The following is a 23,117-nucleotide window of genomic DNA, read 5'->3' as shown; positions in this document are numbered from 1 at the left end:
GCTCGCTCAGCCACCGCCCGAGCCGGAACCGGAGCAGCCGAAGCCGCCGCGGTCGACGGCCTGGCTCTTGCTGAACGTGCCGCGGTCGGAGAAGCCGCCGGACTTGTCGCCGTCGTAGTACCAGCGCCCGGACGAGGAGCCGCCGCTGCTGCCGCTGCCGCCGCCCTTGCCGCACGCCTTGGAGTCGACGACCTTGTAGCCGCGCGAGACGTCGTAGCTGTTCGGGTCGACGCAGCGCTTGTCGGGTTCGGAGCCGCAGGAGGTCAGGGCGGTGGCGAGGACGCCCATTCCGCCCAATACGACCGTACTGGACCGCAGTCGTCGTCGTTCCTTCGCTGCCATGTGGCTGACCCCCGTCAACTCGGACCGATTGAAGTCCGTTCACCCTAAGGGGCGCGTCCCGGCATCGGAACTCAGGGCGTTCTACAGTCGGTATGTGCTTTTGGGGATGATCTGCGCGCTCGGTTCCGCGGTCTGCTTCGGCACCGCGTCCGTTCTCCAGGCCGTCGCGGCCCGGGCCGTCGCGCCCGGCAGCGGCTCGGGCGTGGACACGGTGCTGCTGATGCGCGTGCTGCGCCAGTGGCGGTATCTGGCGGGCCTGGCGCTCGACGCCCTCGGCTTCGCGCTGGAGCTGTTCGCCCTGCGCCATCTGCCCCTCTACGCCGTCGGCGCCGCGCTCGCCGCGAGCCTCGCGGTGACGGCCGTGGTGGCCTCATGGGTGCTGCGGGTGCGGCTCAGCGGTGTGGAGTGGGCGGCGGTGGGCGTGGTGTGCGGAGGCCTGGCGATGCTGGGCCTGGCCTCCGGCGCGGAGGGGGACGAGACGGGCTCCCTCGCCCTGCGCGTGGGCACCCTGTGCGTCGCGGCCGGGGTGCTGGGCCTGGGCGCGTTGGCCGGACGGCTCCCGGGCCGGGCCCGGGCGGCGGCCCTCGGCCTGGGCGCGGGCATCGGCTTCGGGGTGGTGGAGGTCGCGGTCCGGCTGACCGACGACCTCTCGCCGGGCGCGCTGGTCACCGACCCCGCCGCCTATGCCGTACTGCTCGGCGGCGGCGCGGCGTTCCTGCTGCTGACGTCGGCGCTCCAGCGCGGTTCGGTGACGGCGGCCACCGCCGGCATGGTCATCGGGGAGACACTGGGTCCGGCGTTGGTGGGCGTGGTCTGGCTCGGCGACCGCACCAGGCCGGGCCTGGCCCCGCTGGCGGTGGCGGGCTTCGTCCTGGCGGTGCTGGGCGCGCTGGCGCTGGCACGCTTCGGGGAGGCGCCGGTGGTCGAGGAGCACGCCCCGTGAGGGCGCCTCACATCATTTCGGCGAAGGTCTCCACGACCTGCGTCCGCCCGGTGACGATGATGATGTCCCCGGGCCGTACGACCGTCTCGGCCGTGGCGTACGTGAAGTCCTCGCCGGCCCGCTTGATGCCGACCACCGTGATCCCGTACGTGGAACGGATCTTGAGCTCACCGAGCGGCCGCCCGGTGGCGCAGGCGGGGGCGACGGTCTTGGCCAGGGCGTAGTCGTCGTCGAACTCGATGAAGTCGAGCATCCGCCCGGTGACGAGATGCGCCACCCGCTCCCCCATGTCATGTTCGGGCAGCACCACATGGTGGGCGCCGACCCGCTCCAGGATCCTGCCGTGCTGACGGCTGACCGCCTTGGCCCAGATGCGCGGGACGCCCGCGTCGGCGAGGTTGGAGGTGATCAGGATGCTGGACTCCAGGGCGTCACCGATGCCCACCACGGCCCTCGGGAACTCCGGCACCCCGAGCTGCGCCAGGGCCTCGGGGTCGGTGCAGTCCGCCGCGGCCGCGTGCGTCAGCTCGTCGCGCAGCCGCTGCACGAGGGCCGCGTCGCAGTCCACGCCCAGGACGTCCCAGCCGCGGCGCATCAGTTCGGTGCCGAGCGAGATCCCGAAGCGCCCCAGCCCGATGACCGCGACCCGCAGGTCTCCGGCGCCGGAGCCGTCGGCGGCGCCCCGGCGGTGCGTACGGCGGATGCGGCGCGGGCCGCGGCGCAGTCGGTCCATGTGACTAGCCAATGACGGGTCGCTCCTCGGGCAGCTGGTAACGGCGGCCGCGCACGCGCAGCGCGAGCGCGGAGGCGAGGGTGATCGGGCCGAGCCGGCCGAGGAACATCAGCGCGATGAGGATCAGCTGCCCGGCGGCCGGCAGATCGCCGGTGATGCCCGTACTCAGCCCGCAGGTGCCGAACGCCGAGGTGGCCTCGAAGAGGACGGCTTCCAGGGGCTCGTCGGTGATGGTCAGCAGAACGATGGTGGCGAGCATGACCGCGCCGACACCCAGCAGGGCGACGGTCAGCGCCTGGCGCAGGACGGAGGGCGCGATCCGGCGGCCCATTACCTCCACCGCGGTGTCGCCGCGCGCCTCGGCGAGGATCGCCGCGGCCAGCACGGCGAAGGTGGTGACCTTGATGCCGCCCGCGGTGCTCGCGCTGCCGCCGCCGATGAACATCAGCACGATGGTGCCGAGCAGGGTCGCGGGCCGCATCTCCCCCACGTCGACGCTGTTGAAGCCGGCCGTGCGGGCGGTGACGGCGTTGAAGAAACCGTTGGTGAGCTTGTCGGGCCAGGTCAGCGGGCCGAGGGTGCCGGGGTTGCCCCACTCCAGCAGCAGGGTGAAGGCGCCTCCGGCGACGAGCAGGACGGCGGTGGTGAGGAGGGTGAGCCGGGTGTGCAGCGACCAGCGGCGGGCGGACCGGAGGAAGGCGCCCGAGCGGGCACCGCGCAGCACTTCGAGGAGTACCGGGAAGCCGATGCTGCCGAGGAAGCAGGCCAGGGCGATCGGCAGCATGACCCAGACGTCCATGGCATGGCCGACGAGATTGTCGGAGCGGAGCCCGAAGCCGGCGTTGTTGAACGCCGACACCGCGTGGAACAGCCCGTGGTACACCGCTTCCCCGATCGGCTGCCCGCGGCCGAAATGGAAGCGCAGCGTCAGCCAGACGCCGGTTGTGATCTCCACGGCGGCGGTGATGACGACGACGCCCAGCAGGACCTTGCGGAGGTCGCCGATGCCGAGGCTCTGCGTCTCGGCCTGGGCGGTCAGCTGCAGGCCGAGCCGGAGCCGGCCGGAGACCAGCAGGCCGAGGAGGGAGGCGAAGGTCATGATCCCGAAGCCGCCGAGCTGGATCATTCCCAGCACCACGAGCTCGCCGAACGTGCTCCAGTGCCGGCCGGTGTCGACGACGGGCAGTCCTCCCGACATCGCACTGGCCGCCGTGAACACGGCCGTCAGCAGGCTCGTGGACCGCCCGCTCTCCGTCGACACGGGCAGCATGAGCAGCCCGGTCCCGAGCACGATGACCACGGTGAAGGCCCCGACCAGCACCCGCGCCGGATGGGCCAGCAGCGCTGCCCACCGCGTGCGGTCCATGCCGTGCCCCTTCGCCTCCGACGCCGCGCACCAAGGTACTGGCAAGACGGGACGAAGAGGGCATATGACGCCGTACGGCGGGGCCTGGATGGCGGCGGATACATGACGGGCACCAACCCGCCCATTACCCGGGCACGCCTTTCCGAATGACAGCTGTTTCAGCAGCCACGTAATCGGCGTACGGCTTCATTGCCGCCCGTATAAGCGTTGCATAAAGGGCCCGTCCATAACGTATCACCCGGCCACCCCGACGCATAATCAAGTCCGTTGCCCCAGACGGAATTTCGCCTTCCAGATATACCGAGTTGACGGCCCCTCACCAGCGCTTATGCTCAGCCAGCCCATACATGGGCATCTCACAGCACGTTGGAAAGGCCGACTCGGTGAAGAGAAGTGTCTACTCCGCGAGAGCGAGAAGGCAGACGAATACCGGCATGCGCGGTGCGTGCCTGACCGTGGTGTCCCTGGCCCTTGTCGCGGGATTACTCGGTACGAGCCCCGCAGCGGCCGACGCGGCGGATGACGTCACTATCGTCAACCCCGTTCCGGCGACCGAACGCGGCCGAATAGTCGACCTGTGGAAGACCGGCGGCCCGGGCGTCAAGGCGGCTGCGGAAGCGGCCCTGTTGGGCAGTGACGCGGACGTCCGTCGCTTCCTCGACAGCGAGAAGGAACTCGCCGAACTGCACGACGACCGCGTGGCCACGGTCCAGGTGTTCACCCTGGGCGGCCGTGGGGTGCGCGAGGCCGCGAAGCAGGCCCTCGCCGGCACCCGGGAGGAGCTGCGGACGTTCCTGCGGAGCGGCTGGCAGGCTCCGATGGAGCAGGACCAGCGGGTCCGGGTCATGCAGATCGTCAGCGCGGGCGGCAGCGGCGTCCAGGAAGCCGGCAAGGCCGCACTGGGCGGCACGGCGGAGGACGTCCGCAGGTTCCTCGACGAGGGCCAGTACCCGGCCCGGGAGGCCGACGACCGGGTACGGCTCATGCAGATCATGAGCTCCGGCGGCCCCGCGACGAAGGAAGCCGCCAAGGTCGCCCTCGCCGGCTCGATCGACGACATCCGTGAGTTCCTGGACGTCGGGCAGAACGTGGCCCGCGCCCGGGACGAGGAGCGCTCCACGGTCGCCCAGCTGGCCGAGCGCGCCAAGGAGGCCGGGAAGCTCGCCAAGCGGGAGACCGACGCCGCCAAGGAGGCCTCCGAGCGCGCGGTGATGGCCGCGAAGCTGGCCAAGGAGGCCGCACAGAAGGCGGCCAAGGAGACCGACGAGGCCCGTAAGGACTCCAAGCGGGCGGCGAACGCGGCGGGCCGGGCGGCGGAGGCCGCGACCGGTGCCGCCGAGGCCGCCCAGGAGGCCATCGGCGCGGCCCGCGCGGCCAACACCTCGGCCCGCATCGCGGCGAGTGCCGCCTCGCAGGCCGCCGAGGCCGCCGCGGGTGCCGCCGAGGCGGCGGCCCGCGCACGGGGTGCCGCGGCGAACGCGGCGACCGACGCGGGCCAGGCCGCGGCCGCCCGCAAGGCCGCCGAGGACGCCCGCAACGCCGCCAAGGGCGCACGGCTCGCGGCCGACGCCGCCGTGGCGGCGGGCGAGGCGGCGACCCAGGCCGGTGAGGCGGCGGCAGCCGCCGCCGGTGCGGGCGCCAACGCCACCGCAGCCGCGGACGCGGCCGACGAGGCCGGCAACTTCGCCGACGCCGCCGGTGCGCAGTCCGCCGTCGCCAGGTCGGCCGCGGCAGCGGCCCGCCGCCACGCACGCGAGGCGACCCGCGCGGCCAACGCCGCCCAGTCCCTCGCCCAGCAGGCCGCGGGCGCCGCCTACCAGGCGCGCGACGCCGCCACCTCGGCGGCCGAGCACGCGGAGAAGGCGGCGGCAGCCGCCGAGGAGGCCGCGAAGCACGCCGGTGAGGCGGCGAAGGCCGCCAAGGAGTCCACCGCCCACGCGGAGGCCGCCAAGAAGGCCGCCGACGTGGCGTCCGGCGCCGTGGACAAGGCCCGTACCGTCCAGGAGATCGCCCGCAAGGTCGAGGACGAGGAGCTCAAGTCCCGTACCGCCGGGGCGATCGAGCAGGCCAAGGACCTCAAGGCCGCCGACAACGAGCGCAAGGCCAAGGCCGCCGAGGGCGTCAAGGAGGCCAAGGCGCTCGACGAGGAGGCGACCCGGCTCGCCGCCGAGGCCGCCAAGCCCGGTACGGACACCAAGCAGGTCGCCGAGAAGGGCCGTCGGGTCGCGCTGCTGGCGATGAAGACCCGTGGCCCCTGGAGCCGCACCGCCGCCGAGTCGGCGCTCGCCGCGTCCGACGACGCGGTCCGCGCCTACGTCCGCTCGGGCTGGAAGACGGCCGCGCAGCAGGACGAGCGCGCCCGCGTCGAGCGGTTGGTCGACGAGGCCGACTCGGAGTCCGTGCGCAAGGCCGCGGCGGAGGCCCTCAAGGGCGACGCCGCGAAGGTCAGTGAGTTCCTGCGCACCGGCCAGCACCAGGCGGCGGTCGACGACTACCGCGTGAGCGTGGTCCAGATCGCCAACAACAGCAAGCGGGGCATCCAGGAGGCGGCCAAGGCGGCGCTGAAGGACGGCTCCCCGGCGAAGCTGCGCGAGTTCCTGGGCGAGGGGCAGTACGCGGCCCGCGAGGCCGACGAGCGCGTCGAGGCCGTGCAGCTGATGAGCACCGGTGGCGCCGAGCTCAAGGCAGCCGCCCGGGTCGCCCTGGAGTCGCCGCCGCTGCTGCTGCACGCCTTCATCCAGAACGGGCAGTTCAAGGCCGCGCGCAAGGACCAGCTCACCGCCACCCACGTGGCCGAGGTCAAGAGCCTCATCGCCGGGGCCTCCGTGGTCGCGGCGACGGCTCAGCAGAACGCGGCGGAGGCGGCGCGCGTCGCGGCCGTCGCCCGTAAGGCGTCCGCCGAGGCCGACGGCTGGGCCAAGCAGGCCGCGGACTCCGCCAAGCAGGCCAAGGGCTACGCGGTGGACGCGCTGAACTCCGCCAAGCAGGCCGCGGCCTCGGCGGCCGACGCCGCCAAGTCCGCCAAGGTCGCCCGTGAGGCCGAGGCCGCCGCCAAGCGCGACGCCCGTGACGCGGAGCACTCCGCCGCCCGCGCGGCCGTCTCCGCCTCCTGGGCCCGCTCCTCGGCCGACGAGGCCTACGCCGCCCGGGACGAGGCCCGTGCCTCCGCCACGGCCGCGGGCAAGGACTCCGAGGCCGCGAACAAGGCCGCGGAGGAGGCCTACGAGGTCGCCGTCGCCAAGCAGCGCGCCGAGGACGAGGCCCGCCGCCGCGAGGAGCAGCTCCGCAAGGAGCGCGAGGAGGAGCTCCGCAGGCAGGCCGAGAAGGAGGAGGACGACGGCTGGGGCTGGGGCGACTGGGGTCACCTCGCCCTCGACGTCGTGGGCGCCGTGCCCGGCATCGGCACCATCGCCAACGGCGTCAACTGCGCCTGGTACGGGGCCGAGGGCGACTACGGCAACGCCGCCCTCTCCTGCGCGGCCGCCATCCCGATCGCCGGTGAGGCCGCCACGGCGGCCAAGCTCGCCAAGTACGGCGACAAGGGCCTCGGATTCATCAACGGCCTGCGGAAGGCCTGCAAGAACAGCTTCACCCCGGGCACGCCCGTGCTGATGGCCGACGGCTCCGTCAAGCCCATCAAGGACGTACGGACCGGCGAGAACGTCCTGTCGACCGATCCCGCGACGGGCCGGACGGAATCACAGCCCGTCGACGGCGTCATCGTCGGCAACGGCGTGAAGCAGCTGGTGAACCTCACCGTCGACACCGACGGGGACAAGGGCGACGCCACCGGCACGGTCACCGCGACCGCGGGTCACCCCTTCTGGCTCGCCGACCGGCGCGCCTGGGTCAAGGCCGGCGACATCAAGCCGGGCGGGATGCTGCGCACCGCGACGGGGGCGACGGTCAAGGTCACGGGCACCGACGCGCGGACGGCGACGCAGCAGGTCTTCAACCTCACCGTCAATTCGATCCACACGTACTACGTGCTCGCGGGCCGGACCCCGGTCCTCGCCCACAACGCCGAATGCAAGATCGACACCATCGCCAACGACTGGGCCGCCAAGGGCTTCCACGTGAAGCTGCCGGGCAAGGGCAGTGCCGGTGAGGTCTCCGTCTCCGCCGACAAGTCCGGGGCGATCACCTACCGGTCCACGTTCTCCGGCAAGGCGGGCAAGGAAGCACTGGCCGCGGCCAAGAAGAGCTTCTCGAACGCCGCGTTCCAGAAGAAGGCCCTGGAGGCGGCCGAGAAGGGACTGAAGTACCTCAAGGAGAATCACAGCTTCAGCAATGAGATCCCCGGCCTGGAGCGGCTGGTGGAGACACTGAAGAAGCTCACGACTCCGTGAGTGCGGACCGATGATCGAAGAACCGATGAGTGAGGAGCGACCCTGATGAATGCCCTCCTGCGCTTCATGCGCACGGGAGAGCTGGGCGCGGCCGTCCCCGGAACCGACTACCGCGACCTCGTCGCGCTGTGGGGCGAGCCGGACGGCCTTGCCAGCGAGGACCCGGTCTTCTGCCTGTACGGGGACGTCCAGCTGGGGTTCTCCGCCGAGGGCTCGCTCCACCACATCGCGGTCGAGCCCGACGGGGACACGGTCTCCGTCCCCGGTGACGGGGGCGCGTTCTCCGACGAGCGGGTCCCCCGCCTGTCGGAGGCGCTGTCCCGACTGGCCGAGGACGGCTACGGCGCGACGAAGTGCGCGCCGTTCGTCCCGGACGAGACGTGGTGGCGGATCGACCGCTCGGGCGTCCTCGTCCCGGACGACCCGGACGACCGCCTGACGGCGATCCACCGGACGCTGCCGTAGGCGTGTCCCGCACCTCGTAGCCGGGGTTGTTCACCCGGAGCACCACCGAGCCGACCGCCGGTCGGCTCACCCACCGCAGGCCCTGCCGGACTCCCCGGACAGGGCCTGCGGCTTGTGCCCCTCCCACGCTGCTCGTTCACCTCGCCGGGGTGGTCAGCAGCAGGTCGGCCACCCCGGGGCGGGGACGGCCGCCGGTCTCCTCGAAGCGGCGGATGTGGTCGGCGACCCAGGGGATCGAGTTGTCGTGGACCGTGACGGTCATGCGGCGGACACTCCCGCGTGGGTCCGGTGCAGGGTCGGGGCTTCGGCCTCGTCCAGCAGCGCGCGGGCGAAGTCCCCGGCCGTGATCCGGCTGTCGGCGGCCGCCGGGGCGGGCAGGTACCCGCCCGAGGGCTCGCCCTCGTGGTCGAAGTCCCCCGCCGGGCTCAGCACGACCCAGTCCAGCGCCTCCGGCGCGGCCGCCCGCAGGGCTTCGGTGCCGGCGCCGTGGCCGACGTAGAACTCCCGCCACTCCTGCGGGTACCCGGGGGTGTCCATCAGCAGATCACCGGACGCGGTGGCCAGTACGGACGCCAGCCCGACCGACACCAGCCGCTTCACCCCGGCCGCCGGGAGCCCCTCCGCGAGGGCGCGGGCGACGGCCGGGAAGAACTCGCCGGGGCGCGCCCCGGCGTCGTACACGGCGACGATCGCCGCATCGTGCCCCGCCGCGAGCCGCGCCACGGCCGCCGGGTCCGTCACGCTCCCGTCGCCCCGCCCGGCCTCCGTGACCTCATGGCCCCGCCTCCGGGCCTCTGCCACGGCCGCCCGGCCGACCCGGCCGCCCGCCCCGAACACGATGATCCTGCTGCTCTTCGCTTCCATGGGCAGGAGCGTAGAGAGAGGGCTGGTTTCCGATCGGATACCGCCCTACGGTGTGGATCATGACGAAACCGCAGGCCGGACGGGCCCCTCTGGACCCCGAGATGTTCGACCCCGTCTGCCCGTCCCCGCTGGTGCCGTTCCGCGTGGGCGACAAGTGGGCCACGCTGATCCTGCGCTGCCTCCAGGACGGCCCGCGCCGGTTCTCGGAGCTCAAGGTCCCCTTGCGCGGCATCACCGCCAAGTCGCTGAGCCAGTCGCTGCGCAGGCTGGAAGGGGACGGCTTCGTCGCCCGGCAGGAGTACGAGGGCGCGGAGCGCCGCGTCGAGTACGCCCTGACCCCCCTCGGCCGGGGCCTACTGGGCCCCCTGGACACGGCCTGCGAGTGGACGCGGGAGCACTGGGACGAGCTGATCGACGCGCAGGAGGCGGGGCTTTCGGGGAGCGCCTGACGGGGGAGGCCGTGCGCGCCGGCCGTCAGCCGTCAGCCGGGGCCGTCGAGAGGGGCGACTCGCAGTCGAACTCGAACGTCTCGATGGCGGCTTCGGCGGGGAACTCCGGGTGGTCCTGCCAGACTTCGGCGAGGGCAACCAGAAGGTTCCATGAGGCGGTGGCGTGCAGCTCGGTTTCCGTCGCGCGCTCCGGCGGAGAGTTCCGGTGAAAACGCACGGCCGCGATCTGCTTGAGCGCGGCCACACGCAGGGCTGTGGCCGTGCGACGGGCTTCGCCCTGGAGCGGCTCTGCATCAGGGATGCGCGCCATCACAAAGCTGACCAGCTGCGCCACCTGCTCCTCAGTGATCCGTTCCATTCTCGCCCTCCGGCCGCGGTGAAGAAAATTTACGTCAAAAAATCCGGGCAGACGAGCCCGAAAAAACAGGCCACCCGACAGGCCGACATATAAGGGCGACATAAATGCGCCGCCCACAATCTACCATCACCGTTGACTTTGCGACTTCTTGACGCTCATCCAGGTTCACATCCCCCTGATTTCCGGGGCGTACCGCAAGTAACTGAATGACGCGAGCATGACATCAACCCGGTCCCATTCCTGAATCTGGAACAGGTAACTCCGGTTAACGGCAACCGAGTTAACGAACCCAGCTATGGATATGCTCCGTCGGCCGAAATTCGGCGCACCCGACCTGACCGTGCGGGTTGCATTCGATGGGAAACACCAAAGTGAACAGATCTGGGGGGAGATGGGGGCGCGGCATACGCACGTTGTGCGCGGGCGCCCTTTCGCTCTCTATCGCCGCGGGGGCGCTGGGCGCCAGCCCGGCGGCGGCCGATGACGCCGTCACCAGCCCGATACCCGCTACCGACCGCGGCCGCGTCGTCGAGCTGTGGCGGTCGGGAGGTCCGGGTGTCCGGGCGGCGGCGGAAGTCGCGCTCATGGGCACCGACGAGGACGTACGCCGATTCCTCGACAGCGAGAAGGACATCGTCCAGCTGCACGACGAGCGGGTCGCTCTCACGCAGCTTTTCGAGGTCAGCGGCCGTGGCGTGCGCGAAGCCGCCAAGGCGGCGCTCAACGGCAGCCGCGACGACCTGCGGACGTTCCTGAAGGACGGCTGGAAGGCCCCGCTGGAACAGGACCGTCAGGTCCGCGTCATGCAGATCGTCAGCGAGAACGGCGGCGCCACCAAGGAGGCAGGCCGGGCCGCGCTCAACGGCGGTCCGGAGCAGATCCAGGAGTTCCTCGAGGAGGGCCAGTACCCGGCCCGCGAGTCCGACGACCGGGTCGAGCTCACGCAGATCGCGACCACGGGCGGCCCGGCCACCAAGGCCGCCGCGAAGCTCGCGCTCAGCGGCACCATCGAGGACGTACGCGAGTTCCTCGCGGTGGGCCAGCACGTGGCCCGCGCCCGCGACCAGGAGCGCGCGTCCGTCGCGCAGTTGGCCGAGCAGGCCAAGGCGGCGGGCATCCGGGCCAAGCGGGAGACCGAAGCCGCGCAGGAGGCCTCCGCCCGCGCGGTCGAGGCCTCGAAGCTGGCCAAGGAAGCCGCCCTGAAGGCGGCCAAGGAGACCGACGAGGCCCGTAAGGACTCCAAGCGCGCCGCGAACGCCGCGGGCCGGGCCGCCGAGGCCGCCCGTGGCGCGGCAGCCGCCGCGCAGCAGGCCATCAGCGCCGCACGGTCCGCGAACCACTCCGCTCGGGTAGCGGCCTCCGCCGCCTCCCAGGCCGCCTCCGCCGCCGCCGGTGCGGCCGAAGCCGCCTCCCGGGCACGTGGCGCTGCAGCAGCCGCCGCCAACGACGCGGGCCAGGCGTCCACCGCACGCAAGGCCGCGGAGGAAGCCCGAAACGCGGCCAAGGGTGCCCGCATGGCGGCCCAGGCCGCCTCACAGGCCGGTGTCGCCGCCGACGCCGCCTCGGGTGCGGCCAGGGCTGCCGCGTCTGCGGGCGCGAACGCCAATGACGCCGCAAACGCGGCCGGCGAGGCCAGTGGCTATGCCGACGCGGCCGGTGCGCACTCGGCCGAGGCGTCCGCCGCGGCGGCATCCGCGCGTCGTCACGCACGCGAGGCGACCCGTGCGGCCAACGCCTCCGAAGCGCTGGCACGGGAGTCGTCGGCTGCCGCCTACGAAGCGCGGGACGCCGCCAACGAGGCCGCTGAGCACGCCGAGAAGGCGGCCGACGCTGCCGAGGAAGCGGCCAAGCACGCGGGCGATGCGGCAAAGGCCGCAAAGGAATCGACCGCCCACGCCGTTGCGGCCAAGAAGGCCGCCGACACCGCCACGAACGCGGTGGCCAAGGCCCGCAAGATTTTCGAGATCACCCGCAAGACCGAGACCGAAGAGCTCGCCGCACGCACCGCCGCCGAGATCGAGCAGGCCAAGGACGCCAAGGCCGACGACGACGCGCGCAACGCCAAGGCCGCCAAGGCGGCTCAGGAGACCAAGGACCTCGACGCCGAGGCCGCACGTCTCGCGGACGAGGCCACCAAGTCCGGCGCGGACACCAAGCAGGTCGCGGAGAAGGCCCGCCGGATCGCGGTCATCGCGATGAAGACCCGTGGCCCTTGGAGCCGTGCCACCGCCGAGGTCGCCCTCGCCGGTTCCGACGGTGTCGTCATCGACTACCTCCGCACCGGCTGGAAGAAGGCCGCCGAGCAGGACGACCGCGCACGCGTCCAGCGCCTGGCGGACGAGCCCCGCACGGTCGAGCTCCGTACGGCGGCCCAGCAGGCGCTGACCGGCGACGCCGACCAGGTCCGCACCTTCCTGGAGTCCGGCGCGGACAAGATCATGCTGGACGACTACCGCGTCCGCGTCACGCAGGTCGCCACCTCCAGTGGTCGCAGCGTGAAGGAAGCGGCCATGGCCGCCCTCAAGGACGGCAGCGCCGCCAAGCTCCGCGAGTTCTTCACCTCGGGCCAGTACACCGCCCGCACCACCGATGAGAAGGTCCAGGCGACCCAGCTCAGCAGCGGGGGCCCCGAGCTCAAGTCCGCCGCCCGCGTCGCCCTCGAAGGCACGCCGCAGCAGCTGCACCGGTTCATCGCGACCGGCCAGTACCAGGCCAAGCGCAAGGACATGCTCGCGGCGGCGCACATCGCCGACGTCCAGCACCTGATCGCCGGCGCCGCCGGTATCGCCGCCGGAGCACAGAAGAACGCCGCGGAGGCCGCCCGGGTCGCCGCCATCGCCCGCAAGGCCGCGGACGAGGCCAAGGACTGGGCCAAGAAGGCCGACGAGTCCGCCGGCCAGGCCAAGAAGTACGCCGCCGACGCCAACAAGTCGGCGAACGAGGCGGAAGCCTCCGCCGCCCAGGCCAAGGAGTCGGCGAAGTCCGCCCGCCAGGCGGAGGCCGACGCCAACCGCGCCGCCGCCGACGCCATCGACTCCGCGGCCGCCGCGCAGAGTTCGGCCGATTTCGCACGTGGCTCAGCGGACGTGGCATGGACCGCCGCCAACCAGGCGCGCAGCTCCGCCACCGCCGCCGGTAAGGACTCGGTGGCAGCCGACAAGGCATCCGCCGAGGCCTTCACGATCGCCGTCACCAAGCAGAAGGAAGAGATCGAGCGGCGGCAGAAGCTGATTGAGGCGTATAAGAAGAAGTACGCCGAAGCCGAGAAGGCCGCCCAGGACAAGGACGACGGCTGGATCCCCGACTGGCTGGAGAACGGCGCCAAGACGGTCGGTAACTACGCCACGGAGCTCCTGAACCCCGACGTCGTCATCGGCGCCGGCGAAACGGCTCTCGGCATCGTCATGATGGGAGTCGGCGGCTCGGGTGACATCGCGGGCGGCGCCCTGTGCATCACCGGAATCGGCTGCTTCGCGGGAGCCCCGGCCATTGCCGTCAGTACCGGCCTCATCGTCGGCGGCGGGTACACCGCTGCGGACGGAATACGCCGCATCGACGAAGGCGTCGGAATTGCACTCCGTAACGCTCGCAGCAAGGGGGGCGGCGGCGCCAACAAGGATCCGGAACCGCATAACATCGTCCATGAAGGCGTCGAGGCCATCCGGAACGGACGCCCTCAGCGCCTCAAGCCCGACGGGAAACCTGACTTCTTCGAGGTACGCACGGGCGGGAACAATCCGACTCCGAAACGAATCGCGGACAAGTGGGGCGGCGCCGAGATCTACGACATCGACGGCGGTGGGGACTCGTACCGGATCCTCATCAACAAGTACGGCGACATCGGCTGGGTGGTAAACCACAACTACAACAAGATCATCCCGTACAAGCCGCGCCCCTGATCCCGAAGAGAGAGGAATTTTCGTGGAGGCCACTGAAATTGCGCACCACCTAGCAGCGTCAGGCTTGCGGCTGTGCGGGATAGAAGAGCCGGGCACGCATCTGCCCGTGTGGGGCGCGTGGGTCGCCACCGGATGCCGCCCCGACGAGGGGAGGCGGGACGTCGTCGTCACCAAGGACGACCCCGACTTCCCGGACTCCGCGAATTCTGCGTGGTTCCGCCTGGCGGAAGATGAGGGATTGCTCGACGAGAACGGCGAGTTCCTTCTCGCGGTCCCGGGCGGACCAGGCAATAAGGCGTCCAGAATGCAGTGGGCGAGGGTAAGCCTCATGGACGGATGGGACATATTCGGAAGCCGCTCCGATGCGGATTCCGAGTTCTTCGGACCGGAAGGCTTCCCAGAATTCGCCATGCTGTCCACCGACGGAACGCTCGTCCTACGGGCCACCACCTGGGGCGATGGCACCATCGGCCTGCTGATGCTGCCGGACCCTCGACGCATGGAGACGATCAGCCGCTACGTCGAGCGCCGCAGCGCCAACCCGACGTCGCCTCCGCACGAGCGCACTGAGGGTATGAACTGGCTGAGCTCGCCCGCGTAGTCCCTCTGGGGATGAACGCTATGCAGCCCCCTTTCCGGCTTTGCCGGGGAGGGGGCTGCTCACTACCCAACAACCAACCTCAACGGGAAGGGACTTCGTGAAGTTCACCGTCATCTCATATCCGAAGGGCTCCGATCACCCGGATGGCGAGACGGATGTGTCGGAGGTCGGAGTGGAAGCTCTCGCCAACCTGCTGGGCATCCCGGCCGACAGCCTCATCGACGTCTACCCCTTGGGCGAGGTCCAACTGGTTGCCCTCCACCGGATCTCCAGGATCAGTTTCGATCTGAGCTCTCACGAATACTTCCTGGAACCGCAGGGTTCTGAAGGAGAGGACGCCAAGCAGTCATTTGGCTGGCCGACGGTTGCCATGGCCGTCGGCACTCGCGTCACGGTCGTCCGCGACAGCTCTTGGGACGGGCCGTGGCAGGTCGAGTTCCAAGGGACGATTGGCGACCTCTACGCCCCCGAACCTGTGCGGCATTCCATGGCGCGGGACGGCGAGTTGGAGTACTGGGTCGTCTTCGACGAGCCGCAGTACGACAGCAGTGGGGAAGGCCCGTACCGAGGGGCGCAGATCTGGGACCGCTACCTGATCCCCGAGGTGTAGCAGCTGTCCTTCCGGACGGCGGTGACGAAGGTGTGCCACGCGGCGGGGTGGAATGTGAGGGCGGGGCGGTGGGGGTGCTTGCTGTCGCGGACAGCCACGATGCCGGTGGGTATGTTGTCGGCGATTTCGAGGCAGTCTTCCTGGTCGTCGCTGTACGTCGATTTACGCCACTGGACGTTGCTTGGGCTCACTCGTATGGCTGGCATGTTCCGATCTCCTCCATTGCCTTCTCGATCCATCTGACAGAGGCGGCTGGCGAGAGCGCCATGGCGTGCACCCGATCGTACTTGTGGGAATACCGAGCCACCCGTTTGCGATCCTTCACCAGATCCGTCAAGGCACCACCTTCGAGGTAGACCAGGTTCGGCCCGGTATCGAAGGACAACACGGTCACCGAACTGCCCATGGCGGCATGGCCTCCAGCAGCGAAGGGCAGCACCTGCACCTCGATGTTCGGAGCGGCTGACGCCTCCAAGAGGTACCTCAACTGTTCACACATGATTGACGGTCCACCCACCGGCCGCCGAATGACCGCCTCGTCCAACACCACCCACAGCAGCGGCGGAACGGACTTCGCCAGCACGTCCCTCCGGGCGAGTCGTGCGGCTACCTTCTCCTCGATTTCGTCCTCAGTGCACCATGGCAACGCGTGGCTCATCATCTCGCGCGCATACGCCTCGGTCTGCAATAGACCCGGCACGGAGTGCGCCAGGTACTTGTGCATAGCAGCAGCCTTGGCCTCGAGCTCCTTGAACTTGAGGAACGCATCCGTGTGCGGGAACCGCTCTACGTGGACCCACAGGTCGGACAGGTCGCCGTCCGCGCCAAGGAGCTTGTCCATGAGGTCAGAGATGTCCTTGGACGGCGTCTCGTTGCCGAGCTCGAACTTGGCGATCAGGCTGTGGTGGACCGGGATCTTGTCCCCCAGCTCTCGCTGGGTCCAACCCGCCCGGATACGCAGTTTGCGGAGCTTCACGCCGTAGAGGGAGGCCAGCGAGGCCGAGGGATCAAGTTCCTTTGGTGGAGGCACCGTTGTCACCAGGTTTCACTTTGACTCGCCGAAATCAGCTACTCCTGGCGAGCGTAGCTCTGGAGTCCGAAGCCCGTAACCGAAAACGGGACAACCACCCTGAACGAGTGTCGGAGCACCGAATCCGCCTTCCCGGCCCCGCCCGCAGGGCTAGCGTGCCGTAAACGAAGCGACCCCCGACGCCGGAGGCAACCGGCGGCAGGGGTCTACATCCCCCAGGAGAAAAGGGCTCCCCGAGAATGCTCAGGCATGTTATCGCTCCCACGCGCTTCTTCACCCAAGTATCGAACGAGATCATCCGCCACCCCCGGCTGTCGGCGGCAGCCGTACGCCTGCTGACCTGGCAGATCTCCTACCCCGCCGGCACAGACGAACCCCTGGGTGCGACGGCCGCCCGAGCCGACATCAAGAAGACGGCGTTCACCCAAGCCAAGCGCGAACTGGTCGCCGAGGGGTATCTGCACGAGTGGAGCGAGCAGGTCGAGAAGGGCCAATGGGTGACCATCCAGCTCATCTCGAACGTGCCGCTGACGGCGGAGGAAGCGACGGCCGCGCGGAACCCGGGTGCTTCACCGGCTGCCGCCGAACCAACTGCCGTCGAACCAACTGCCATCGAACCGACTGCCGCAGAACCGACTGCCGCAGAACCGACCGTCGGCGAGCCGACCCCTCGGTCCGTCGGCCGCTCCCAAGAAGAAACAACGGGGGCCAACACGTCCCACCCTCCCCACCCGCTGGCCGAACGCGGCGCTCAAGCCCTCACCGCGGTCTCGCGGGGCGAACGCAAACTGCGGCTGTCGCCCCGCGACATCGCCCGACTCGCCCCGCTCGCAGCGGAATGGCTACAGCGCGGGTCCACCTTGCGGGAGCTGCGTGAGGCGCTGACCTCCGGGCTTCCGGCTCGGATCAACTCACCGGCGGGCCTGACGCGCGACCGGCTGGTGCGGAAGATGCCCGAACCGCCGTCGTTCGCCGATCAGCGAGCCGTGGAGCCCACGGCACCCCGCGTGGCGAGCATGCGGGAGTGCCGGGGTGATCACATGCATCCGTACCTGTTCCGGCCGGTGGACGGGGAGACGCTGTGCCGCGACTGCCGCCAGGAACAGGCAGCCGAAGCCCAGGACGACGCCTCCGGCGCCATTGGTGCCGCGCTACGCGGCGGCAGCCTGGTGCGGGCGGCGCTGCGGGGCGGGCAGCGGCAGCCGTCGTAGCCCCCAGGCGCAGCCGAGCGGCTCGCCGCGCGACCGGGGTGGCGCGGGCCTAGCCTGGTGCTGACGCACTGGTCCTCGTACGGCAGGAGGCCATGCCGTGAAATCGACCCGCATTCGGCTGCGCCGGGCCTGCGTGGCCACTGCCGCCGCAGGTGCGCTCATCGCCCCGGCCGCCGAGGGCTCCGCGTACGGGGCGACCGCTCCGGCGCTGCCCGTCCCCGCAGCCGCCTCCACGGATCACGACAAGGACTTCCGGCACCTCACCCCGGCCGTCGCGGCGAAGCTGGACGCGGCCGTACGCCAGGTCATGGACGAGACGCAGGTGCCGGGCGTGAGCGTGGGGCTGTGGACCCCCGACAAGGGGAGCTACGTGCACACCTTCGGGGTGGCGGACAAGGCGACCGGTGCGCCCATGGCGACCGATCTCTACACGCGCATCGGCAGCGAGACCAAGACGTTCACGGTCACCGCACTCCTCCGGCTGGTCGGCGAGCGAAAGGTCGGCCTGGACGATCCCATCGGCACGTACGTCAAGGGCGTTTCGAACGGGGACCGCATCACCCTGCGCCAACTGGCTGGGATGCGCAGCGGTCTCTTCAACTACAGCGAGGACTCCGACTTCGACAAGGCACTGGAGACCGACCCGAGACGCCCGTTCACGCCACAGGAGTTGCTCGACTTCTCCTTCAAACACCCCGTGCAGTTCCAGCCGGGCGCACAGTTCGACTACTGCAACACCAACCTGATCCTGCTGGGCCTGGTGGTGGAGAAGGTCACCGGCCGTCCGCTGCACGAGGTCATCAGGCAGGACGTCCTGAAGCCGGCCGGGCTGCACCGCACGCTCTTCCCCACGGGCGCGGAGATCCCGGACCCGCACGCGCACGGCTATACCAACCAGACGGCCTCGGGGAAGATCGAGGACGCGACGGACTGGGACCCCTCCTGGGCCTGGGCCGCCGGAGCGATGATCTCCGACCTTCAGGACCTGCGCCGCTGGGCCCATACCCTCGCCACCGGCAAGCTGCTGACGCCCGCGACTCAGGCGGAACGCCTGAAGACCACGCCGATGGACATTCCGGGTGACGGCTACGGGCTGGGCATCTTCAACGTCCAGGGCTGGATCGGCCACAACGGCTCGCTGCCCGGTTACGAATCGCTGACCGTCTACCTGCCGGAGGCGCGAGCGACCCTGGTCATTATCCTCAACACCGACGTCCTGCACGACGGCCAGGAGCCCAGCACGCTCTTCGGCGAGGCAGTCACCCGCATCGTGAGCCCCGATCACGTCTACCCCGGCCACAAACCGGTCGCGCCCCGCCACGACTGACGGGCGCACGCCGCCGGCCCAGAACTGTCCGAGTTGCCACGGGCACATGTCCTGCTTCTGCCTTCGCGCCACGACGTCCTACGCATAGCCTGACACTCCGTCATCGCCCTTGCGTTGGAGGCCTCGTGCGAAACGTCATGCCCCGCCCCTCTCTGCGCCGCGTCGGAGCACTGACCGCCATTACGGCCGTCATCGGCCTGGGCCTCGCCGCCCCGGCCCAGGCGGGCCCTGGCCCCATCCCACCGCTGACCGCCTCCGAGCAGGCCCTGCTCAACTCCAGTGCCCCCAAGGCCGTCGCGCTCGACCCGGCCACCGGCCGGATCCTCTCCGTCAAGCCGCAGTCGACCGACCAGAGCATCAGCCAGCGCAGCGGCTGCAACTCGGGCGACGGCTGCTATCTGAGCGGGCGCGTCCCCTACGCCCATCGGGGCTTCTACGGCTCACGAGGCACCGCACGCGGCAGCTGGCCCTACCGCATCGCCTACAACACCGGCCGGTACACCGCGTCCGCGTGCTGGGTACAGGCCTGCGCCCAGCGCTCATTCCCCCCGAACACCCGTGTGGACTTCAACGGCGCGCTCGTCACCGGGACGTCCTTCCGCATCCACTGAGGCAGGGTCTTCGGCAGCCCCTAACCGGCCGCGGCGAACGCTCCGTTCGTGAGGACGGGGACCACTTCACAGGCATCCAGCTCCGTCGCGATGGCGACATCGTCGGCATAGCCGTCGTCGATGAGTTCCCGGCCCGAGGCGCTGGTCGCGACCGTCGTGCCGACGTCCGTGACGCCTGCGAAGGCTGCTGCTGCCACGGTGGCCTCCGGCGAGAGCCGGTCCCTGCCGTGGCGGCGCAGTGAGGCGATCACCGCTCCGGCCCCGAGGAGATCCTCAAGCGCGGGCCGGAGACTGCTGTCGGGCCAGCGCTCGCCCGAGGCGATCACGGCGACGGGCCGTTCAGTCGTTCCGTAGCCTCGATCCGCCAGCCATTGCCCCACGGCGGTCGCGTTCCGCAGCGAAGCAGCGACCACGGTGGATTCGCCCGCAGCGGCGGCGATGGTGGAGCCGTTGGGCGACGGAAGCACCAGACGAGGGGTGAAGGGCGCCCTTCGCAGCGCGGCCGGTGACAGCGACCATGGTGATGTCGCGGTGGCCGCGCGGCGCCCTACGGCGAGGTCGGCGCCCATCTGCTCGGCGAACGTCGCGGCGGTCTCATCACGCCAGCGATACGGGATGACGTGGGTCCCCGCCTCCACCGCCACCGTCACCGACGTGGTGAACGAGAGCACGTCGACGACGACAAGACAGGCGACGTCCTCCGCGAGACGAGCCGCGCCGACGGGGCCCCATTCGAACCGCACCCCGTGGCCTGCCTGCATGAACCAATCCCCCATGACCGGTGATCATGCCAGTACCGACGCGCCCGGAGGTCAGTGGGTGAGCCCCCGAACCCTTGGCGGACACGGCGCCCCTCACCCGAATGGCGGAGCCGAAATGCCGGATGGACTAGACCACCCTACGGTTGTGGGTCCAGGTGCCCGATCCGTCGAACACCTGATCCCCCTCATGGAGGTCACCATGAACCGTCTTCGCACCCACGCCATCGCCCTCGCGGCGGCCCCCATCGCCCTGCTCATCGGCGTGGCGGGCACAGCGTCAGCCGCGGACGACCCGGCACAGACCAAGCCCACGACCTCGCGCGCGGCCTGTGACACGCCCGCCACCGACGCCGTCCTCACCAGCCAGGAAGGCATCGCGCTCAGGAACTGCACCACCTCGAAGGCCGCCCAGACCAAGACCTGGCACTGGATGGGCAACTACGGGTCGGTCTACGACGTGGCCAACGCCGCCAACGGCGGCGGGATAGGCGCCGGCGAGGTCATCACCCAGTACCTCAACGGGCTGTACCCGACGTTCATGTACTACTGATCGTCAGTAGGACACGGACGGGCACGACCGCCCCTCCCGCAAGGCCGAGCGACGATCGTCAACCGCACGCCGTCATGGCGTGCGGTTGACGACGCTCGTGGGCTGAAGACCAGCGGGCACGCACAGCCGAGTTCATCGATCAGGCGACCGGCCCGCCCGCGTTGTGGATCAGCCGCTGGAGCACCTTCATCGTCGTGACGTAGTCCGCGTCGTCGATGCCCTCGTGGAGGGCGGCGCGGATCGCGGGAGCGTTGCGCGCGAGGTCGACGCGGGCCTGTTCCCCCTCCTCGGTGAGCCACAGCCGGTCCTCGGCGTCGCGGGTCAGCCAGCCGCGCTCAAGAAGCGGCTCGGCCTCCGCCGCCAGGTCGTCCTCGGGCCGGATGTAGGAGGCCATGGCCTCCCGCAGCTCGGGGACGGTCATCCCCTGACCGTCCGGCGAGATGTCGTTCTCCGACAGATTGCGCAGCAGCCAGAACTGAGGCTGGGTGTAGCCCTTTGCGGCCTGCTGGGCCCGGGTGTACGCGATGAGCGCCTCGTAGGCCATACCGGTCCAATATGCGGCGGGCTGTCCTGCGAGCTCGGCGTCCGACATCTGCTGGGTCGTCACGGGATGCCCCCTGGTACTTCGGTTCGGAGCCTGCACACCGTGCAGGTCATGCACAGACCGTAGGACCTCAAGTGCGGTTGAGGGCAAGCGCGTGATCTCCGGACCGCACACGCCCGTCCCGGGATCTCACGGCGTGCCCTTCGCCTCGGAGGCGAGGCCGTCACGGCGGGCGCGGCGGGCTCCGATCAGCAGCAGGGCGCACGCGAGCGCGAAGAGGGGCCAGGGCGTGAAGGGGAGGACTACGGCGTCGACGACGGTCCAGATCCCCAGCGTCCAGGCGATGAACGCCGGCGGGGTGATGCCGCGGCGGTCCAGCCACAGCACCGTCAGGCCGATCAGGACGAGCGGCACCCCGAAGCTTTCCAGGCTCAGAAAGTACGCGCTGCCCGCCGGGCTCATATCGGCAAGGTCCTCGCTCCACAGTCCGCCGCTGAACCATGTCCCGGCGTGACGCGCGGCTTTCTCCACCGTCAGGGCGCCGACCGTGTGTACGGACCCGCATAACGTGATGATCCAGCCAGCCCACTTGATCATCCGAGTACTCCGTCCCGGGTTGGAGGTTACGAGACCGTGGTTTCGATACTCGCGTTCCGTATCATGCGGGCATGACAGCGAGAAGGCAACGGGTTGGACGCCCCCGGGACAGCCGCGTGGACGACAAAATCCTGCGGGCCACCCGTGAGCTGATCGACGAAGTCGGCTACCCGGCCCTGACCGTCGACCAGGTCGCGACGCGCGCCGGGGTGGGCAAGGCGGCCATCTACCGCCGCTACGCCTCCAAGGCCGAGATGGCGTTCGACGCCACCCTGCACGAGCAGCCGCTGCCTCCGTTCACCGGCACCGGCTCCCTGCACGGGGACCTGCTGGCACTGGTCCGCGCGTTCCACGTCCGCATGGCCACCCCGGCCGCGCGACAACTGACACCGGCCCTGATCAGCGAACTGGCCGGCAATCCGGAACTGGACGCCCGGTTCCAGGACACCTTCCTGGCCGCCGAACAGGCCTGCTTCGCCGAGATCATCGAACAGGCCGTGGCCCGCGGGGAGCTGGCCGGGGCCGTCGACCCCGCGACGGCCCACGTGCTGCTGCTCGGCTCCCTGGCGTCCGCCCTGTACATCCTCAACCTTCCCGTCGACGACGCGATGGTCACCGACCTCGCTGCCGCCGCCACAGCAGGGATCACCGCCCTGGCCGACCTGCGCCACAGGAACCCCGGTGGAACCGCCGAGCCACGCTGACAGGGCGGCTTCCCCTGGGGGGCGGCCGTCCGGCCCTGCAAGAACCCCACTGGCCGTTGCCAACGATGCGGCCAGCGGTTAACGAGACATGACGCGCAATTCGATTCTCCGGACGGTCAAGAGCAGCCGCCCCCTCCGGCAGGCCGGACGGTCCCTGGCGGCGCAGTGGCATCGCGTCACCGACCGGCCCGTGGCCGACATCCGCGCGCGGCGGATCGCGGCCGTGCCCCTGACGTTCGCTTCGCTGGTGCTGCTCACCTTCTTTCACGTGGCGGCGCTGCACCACGCGGGGGCGCGGCTGGTGTGGCTGGTCGGAGGGATCCGGGCCGATGTGCCGCTGGCCCTGGTCGCGGCACGGCTGCCCCTGTCGATGTTCGTCCCGGCTCCGGACCTCCCCTTCCTGCTGGCGCTGTTGCAGGTCGCCGTGGTCTTCGCGCTCGCCGAACGGGTCCTCGGCGCGGGACACACCGCCGCCGTCGCGCTGCTCACCACCCTCGCGGCGACCCTCGCCGTCCGGGTCCTGAGCCACCTCGGACCCGGCCACCCTCTCGGCCTCCCGACCGACGAGGCACTCGCCCTGGACACCGGGCCGTCGGCCGCCGTGGTGGGGCTGCTCATCTGCGTCGCGTGGAAGTGCCGGTCCCCGGTCCTGCTGACCGGCACGGTGGCGGCCATGGTCCTCGAAGTCGCCGTCGTCCCCAACATCGCCAGTCGCGGACACCTGGTGGGCATCACGGCAGCGCTCGTCTACGCCGCGGCGACCCGCTCCCGGCTGGCCGCGACGGCCTGAGGCGTGGCCGGCC

The 23,117-nt window shown here is 70.6% G+C and carries 24 protein-coding genes; 13 read left to right on the top strand and 11 right to left on the bottom strand.

The genetic code is table 11. From position 1 onward, the window contains the following. Positions 1-6: 6 nt before the first annotated feature. Positions 7-342: a hypothetical protein gene (locus AB8O64_RS22330; RefSeq protein ID WP_370420941.1), complete on the bottom strand. Its 336-nt coding sequence runs from the start codon at positions 340-342 to the stop codon at positions 7-9. A gap of 106 nt (positions 343-448) precedes the next feature. Between AB8O64_RS22330 and AB8O64_RS22325 the strand changes: the two genes are divergently transcribed. Next, complete coding sequence (locus tag AB8O64_RS22325) at positions 449-1,285, top strand: hypothetical protein (protein WP_370423927.1); 837 nt, start codon at positions 449-451, stop codon at positions 1,283-1,285. A gap of 7 nt (positions 1,286-1,292) precedes the next feature. Here the strand turns inward: AB8O64_RS22325 and AB8O64_RS22320 are convergent, their stop codons facing one another. Together AB8O64_RS22320 and AB8O64_RS22315 are read right to left on the bottom strand one after the other, a co-directional pair. Beyond that, positions 1,293-2,018, bottom strand: a complete 726-nt coding sequence (locus AB8O64_RS22320) for a TrkA family potassium uptake protein (RefSeq protein ID WP_370420939.1) — start codon at positions 2,016-2,018, stop codon at positions 1,293-1,295. 4 nt (positions 2,019-2,022) lie between these two features. Further along, positions 2,023-3,384: a TrkH family potassium uptake protein gene (locus tag AB8O64_RS22315; protein WP_370420937.1), complete on the bottom strand. Its 1,362-nt coding sequence runs from the start codon at positions 3,382-3,384 to the stop codon at positions 2,023-2,025. A gap of 434 nt (positions 3,385-3,818) precedes the next feature. On the opposite strand from AB8O64_RS22315, the gene AB8O64_RS22310 reads away from it, so the two are divergent. Beyond that, on the top strand, positions 3,819-7,733 hold the full coding sequence (locus tag AB8O64_RS22310) for a polymorphic toxin-type HINT domain-containing protein (protein ID WP_370420936.1): 3,915 nt from the start codon (positions 3,819-3,821) through the stop codon (positions 7,731-7,733). A gap of 45 nt (positions 7,734-7,778) precedes the next feature. Further along, complete coding sequence (locus AB8O64_RS22305) at positions 7,779-8,198, top strand: hypothetical protein (RefSeq protein WP_370420934.1); 420 nt, start codon at positions 7,779-7,781, stop codon at positions 8,196-8,198. A 136-nt stretch (positions 8,199-8,334) separates the two neighbouring features. On the opposite strand, the gene AB8O64_RS22300 is transcribed toward AB8O64_RS22305, so the two are convergent. Together AB8O64_RS22300 and AB8O64_RS22295 are read right to left on the bottom strand one after the other, a co-directional pair. Continuing rightward, on the bottom strand, positions 8,335-8,460 hold the full coding sequence (locus AB8O64_RS22300; protein WP_370420932.1) for a hypothetical protein: 126 nt from the start codon (positions 8,458-8,460) through the stop codon (positions 8,335-8,337). Continuing rightward, positions 8,457-9,062 (bottom strand): NAD(P)-dependent oxidoreductase, encoded by a 606-nt coding sequence (locus AB8O64_RS22295; RefSeq protein ID WP_370420930.1) that lies wholly within the window; start codon positions 9,060-9,062, stop codon positions 8,457-8,459. Before AB8O64_RS22295 ends, AB8O64_RS22300 begins: the two co-directional genes overlap by 4 nt. Before the next feature lie 59 nt (positions 9,063-9,121). Between AB8O64_RS22295 and AB8O64_RS22290 the strand changes: the two genes are divergently transcribed. Next, entirely contained in the window at positions 9,122-9,511 is a 390-nt protein-coding gene (locus tag AB8O64_RS22290; RefSeq protein WP_370420929.1) for a winged helix-turn-helix transcriptional regulator, read from the top strand. A 25-nt stretch (positions 9,512-9,536) separates the two neighbouring features. On the opposite strand, the gene AB8O64_RS22285 is transcribed toward AB8O64_RS22290, so the two are convergent. After that, positions 9,537-9,869, bottom strand: coding sequence for a hypothetical protein (locus tag AB8O64_RS22285; RefSeq protein ID WP_370420927.1), 333 nt, complete (start codon positions 9,867-9,869; stop codon positions 9,537-9,539). Positions 9,870-10,225: 356 nt separating this feature from the next. On the opposite strand from AB8O64_RS22285, the gene AB8O64_RS22280 reads away from it, so the two are divergent. The 3 genes from AB8O64_RS22280 (at position 10,226) to AB8O64_RS22270 (ending at position 14,979) form a co-directional block, all read left to right on the top strand. Next, complete coding sequence (locus AB8O64_RS22280) at positions 10,226-13,768, top strand: chemotaxis protein (RefSeq protein ID WP_370420926.1); 3,543 nt, start codon at positions 10,226-10,228, stop codon at positions 13,766-13,768. Between the two features lie 22 nt (positions 13,769-13,790). Continuing rightward, positions 13,791-14,369 carry a hypothetical protein gene (locus tag AB8O64_RS22275; RefSeq protein WP_370420924.1) on the top strand — a complete coding sequence of 193 codons (579 nt, stop codon included), beginning with the start codon at positions 13,791-13,793 and terminating at the stop codon, positions 14,367-14,369. 97 nt (positions 14,370-14,466) lie between these two features. Further along, on the top strand, positions 14,467-14,979 hold the full coding sequence (locus tag AB8O64_RS22270; protein ID WP_370420923.1) for a hypothetical protein: 513 nt from the start codon (positions 14,467-14,469) through the stop codon (positions 14,977-14,979). On the opposite strand, the gene AB8O64_RS22265 is transcribed toward AB8O64_RS22270, so the two are convergent. Together AB8O64_RS22265 and AB8O64_RS22260 are read right to left on the bottom strand one after the other, a co-directional pair. Then, positions 14,958-15,185, bottom strand: a complete 228-nt coding sequence (locus tag AB8O64_RS22265; RefSeq protein ID WP_370420922.1) for a DUF397 domain-containing protein — start codon at positions 15,183-15,185, stop codon at positions 14,958-14,960. The genes AB8O64_RS22270 and AB8O64_RS22265 overlap by 22 nt on opposite strands. Further along, complete coding sequence (locus AB8O64_RS22260; protein WP_370420920.1) at positions 15,167-16,018, bottom strand: Scr1 family TA system antitoxin-like transcriptional regulator; 852 nt, start codon at positions 16,016-16,018, stop codon at positions 15,167-15,169. Before AB8O64_RS22260 ends, AB8O64_RS22265 begins: the two co-directional genes overlap by 19 nt. Before the next feature lie 230 nt (positions 16,019-16,248). On the opposite strand from AB8O64_RS22260, the gene AB8O64_RS22255 reads away from it, so the two are divergent. The 3 genes from AB8O64_RS22255 to AB8O64_RS22245 all read left to right on the top strand — a co-directional run bounded on the left by AB8O64_RS22255 (position 16,249) and on the right by AB8O64_RS22245 (position 19,158). Next, on the top strand, positions 16,249-17,220 hold the full coding sequence (locus AB8O64_RS22255; protein ID WP_370420919.1) for a hypothetical protein: 972 nt from the start codon (positions 16,249-16,251) through the stop codon (positions 17,218-17,220). A gap of 97 nt (positions 17,221-17,317) precedes the next feature. Beyond that, positions 17,318-18,547: a serine hydrolase domain-containing protein gene (locus AB8O64_RS22250; RefSeq protein ID WP_370420917.1), complete on the top strand. Its 1,230-nt coding sequence runs from the start codon at positions 17,318-17,320 to the stop codon at positions 18,545-18,547. A gap of 125 nt (positions 18,548-18,672) precedes the next feature. Next, positions 18,673-19,158: a hypothetical protein gene (locus AB8O64_RS22245; protein ID WP_370420916.1), complete on the top strand. Its 486-nt coding sequence runs from the start codon at positions 18,673-18,675 to the stop codon at positions 19,156-19,158. A 20-nt stretch (positions 19,159-19,178) separates the two neighbouring features. Here AB8O64_RS22245 and AB8O64_RS22240 read toward each other — a convergent pair whose 3' ends face one another. After that, on the bottom strand, positions 19,179-19,934 hold the full coding sequence (locus AB8O64_RS22240; RefSeq protein WP_370420915.1) for a 2-phosphosulfolactate phosphatase: 756 nt from the start codon (positions 19,932-19,934) through the stop codon (positions 19,179-19,181). A 184-nt stretch (positions 19,935-20,118) separates the two neighbouring features. On the opposite strand from AB8O64_RS22240, the gene AB8O64_RS22235 reads away from it, so the two are divergent. Beyond that, entirely contained in the window at positions 20,119-20,469 is a 351-nt protein-coding gene (locus tag AB8O64_RS22235) for a hypothetical protein (RefSeq protein ID WP_365377358.1), read from the top strand. A gap of 139 nt (positions 20,470-20,608) precedes the next feature. On the opposite strand, the gene AB8O64_RS22230 is transcribed toward AB8O64_RS22235, so the two are convergent. Together AB8O64_RS22230 and AB8O64_RS22225 are read right to left on the bottom strand one after the other, a co-directional pair. Beyond that, positions 20,609-21,076, bottom strand: a complete 468-nt coding sequence (locus AB8O64_RS22230; RefSeq protein WP_370420913.1) for a MarR family transcriptional regulator — start codon at positions 21,074-21,076, stop codon at positions 20,609-20,611. A 126-nt stretch (positions 21,077-21,202) separates the two neighbouring features. Continuing rightward, on the bottom strand, positions 21,203-21,610 hold the full coding sequence (locus AB8O64_RS22225) for a DUF6463 family protein (RefSeq protein ID WP_370420911.1): 408 nt from the start codon (positions 21,608-21,610) through the stop codon (positions 21,203-21,205). Between the two features lie 116 nt (positions 21,611-21,726). Here AB8O64_RS22225 and AB8O64_RS22220 point away from each other — a divergent pair, with 116 nt between their 5' ends. Beyond that, positions 21,727-22,314 (top strand): TetR/AcrR family transcriptional regulator, encoded by a 588-nt coding sequence (locus AB8O64_RS22220; protein WP_370420910.1) that lies wholly within the window; start codon positions 21,727-21,729, stop codon positions 22,312-22,314. A gap of 88 nt (positions 22,315-22,402) precedes the next feature. Beyond that, a complete protein-coding gene (locus tag AB8O64_RS22215) occupies positions 22,403-23,104 on the top strand; it encodes a hypothetical protein (RefSeq protein WP_370420909.1) in 702 nt (233 codons plus the stop codon). Positions 23,105-23,117 lie beyond the last annotated feature (13 nt).

This window comes from Streptomyces sp. QH1-20 (assembly GCF_041283565.1).
GTDB lineage: Bacteria > Actinomycetota > Actinomycetes > Streptomycetales > Streptomycetaceae > Streptomyces > Streptomyces syringius.
Note: the sequence above shows the minus strand (reverse complement) of the source record. Positions and strands in the feature narration are given on the sequence as shown.